A 1462-nucleotide genomic window follows, 5' to 3' on the forward strand; every position below is an offset into this window, starting at 1 on the left:
TGGCTTAACCGGATTCAAAGTGATTGTCGGCGGAGCACCGGTGACCCCGGAATATGCCACCGAAATCGGTGCCGACGGATTCGCTCCCGATGCCGGAACCGCCGCCGTCAAAGCCAAAGAACTGGCAACCGCTTAATAATCAGAAGACTACATACCCTAAGGAGGTACAAATATGTTAACAAAACGACAGAACCTATTGGAAACGATTAGAGGTGGCAATCCTGACCGCTTTGTCAATCAGTATGAAGCATTTATGTGTACGGATGCCATTTACGGGATGATCATGGGCGATCCGATTTCAGCTCAGGGCGCCTTTCCCATGCCTGGCGGCGAACCGGCTAAAAATGCCTGGGGCATTACCTTCTCATGGCCAGCCGGCACTCCCGGAGCATTTCCATTACACGATAAGGAACACAAAGTACTTAAAGATATCACAAAATGGCGGGATTACGTCAAAGCGCCTAAGACTGATCTTCCCGCCGAAGCCTGGACACCATTTTTACCGCCAATCGAGGCCATTGATCGCAACGAAGTTTTTGCAACCGTGTTTGTTGCTCCCGGTATTTTTGAACAATGCCATCATTTAATGGGGATGGAAGACTGCCTGATGGCCTTCTATGAAGAGCCCGAAGAAATGCATGACCTGATTGACTACATCGTCGAATATGAACTCAGCTATGCCGCGGAACTGATCAAGTATTACAAACCAGACTGTCTCTTCCATCATGATGACTGGGGCAGCTCCATAAGTTCATTCATGTCACCGGAAATGTTTGACGAATTTATCGTCCCGGCTTTCAAAAAAATCTACGGCTTCTATAAAGCCAACGGTGTTGAACTGGTTGTCCATCACAGTGATTCCTACGCTGCGAATCTGGTGCCTTCGATGATCGAAATGGGCATTGATATCTGGCAGGGCTGTATTTCCTCAAACAATGTTCCGGACTTGATTAAAAAATACGGCGGACAGATTTCGTTTATGGGCGATATCGATAACTCCCTGATTGATAATGGGGAATGGACCCAGGAAAGTGTCGGCGCGGAAGTACGTAATGCCGTTGCCCGATGTAAAAACCTCTATTATATTCCCTGCATTACCCAGGGCGGACCAGGCAGCGTTTATCCCGGCGTATACGAAGCAATTACTGCCGAACTTAATCAGATCAATCAATAAAAGAACTAATTTTATAATCTCAAAACGGTGACATCAAGGAGTTAACTGCATGAGCACCGTGCTTTTCTAAACCTTCACCGGTTTAAATATTTAAAAATTCATGTATTTGCGAGACTTGTGTGAGCTTCGCTGCCAGTTTACACGAAACAACCTCGAAGAAATCGCTATGCGAATTTCTTCGAGGTCGCGGGCAGTCGCCAACTACAAGCAAGCTTGTGATTGGCTCGTTGCCTTCGCGAATTTCTACACTGCACGGCGTACAGTCTGTCGACTGTTCGCCTGCACGTT

General features: G+C 47.2%; 2 protein-coding genes and 1 pseudogene. 2 read left to right on the forward strand and 1 reads right to left on the reverse strand.

Annotation, left to right across the window (positions count from 1 at the left end):
* A pseudogene (locus AKG39_RS20460) lies at positions 1-136 on the forward strand (cobalamin-binding protein); the annotation flags it as partial.
* 36 nt (positions 137-172) lie between these two features.
* The gene (locus tag AKG39_RS06750; RefSeq protein WP_050739620.1) at positions 173-1174 is read left to right on the forward strand and encodes a uroporphyrinogen decarboxylase family protein; all 1002 of its coding nucleotides are present in this window, start codon (positions 173-175) and stop codon (positions 1172-1174) included.
* Between the two features lie 82 nt (positions 1175-1256).
* Here AKG39_RS06750 and AKG39_RS20360 read toward each other — a convergent pair.
* A partial coding sequence (locus AKG39_RS20360) for a hypothetical protein (protein WP_207642514.1) occupies positions 1257-1462 on the reverse strand: 206 nt, incomplete at its 5' end.

The organism is Acetobacterium bakii, from assembly GCF_001263355.1.
GTDB classification, from domain to species: domain Bacteria; phylum Bacillota; class Clostridia; order Eubacteriales; family Eubacteriaceae; genus Acetobacterium; species Acetobacterium bakii.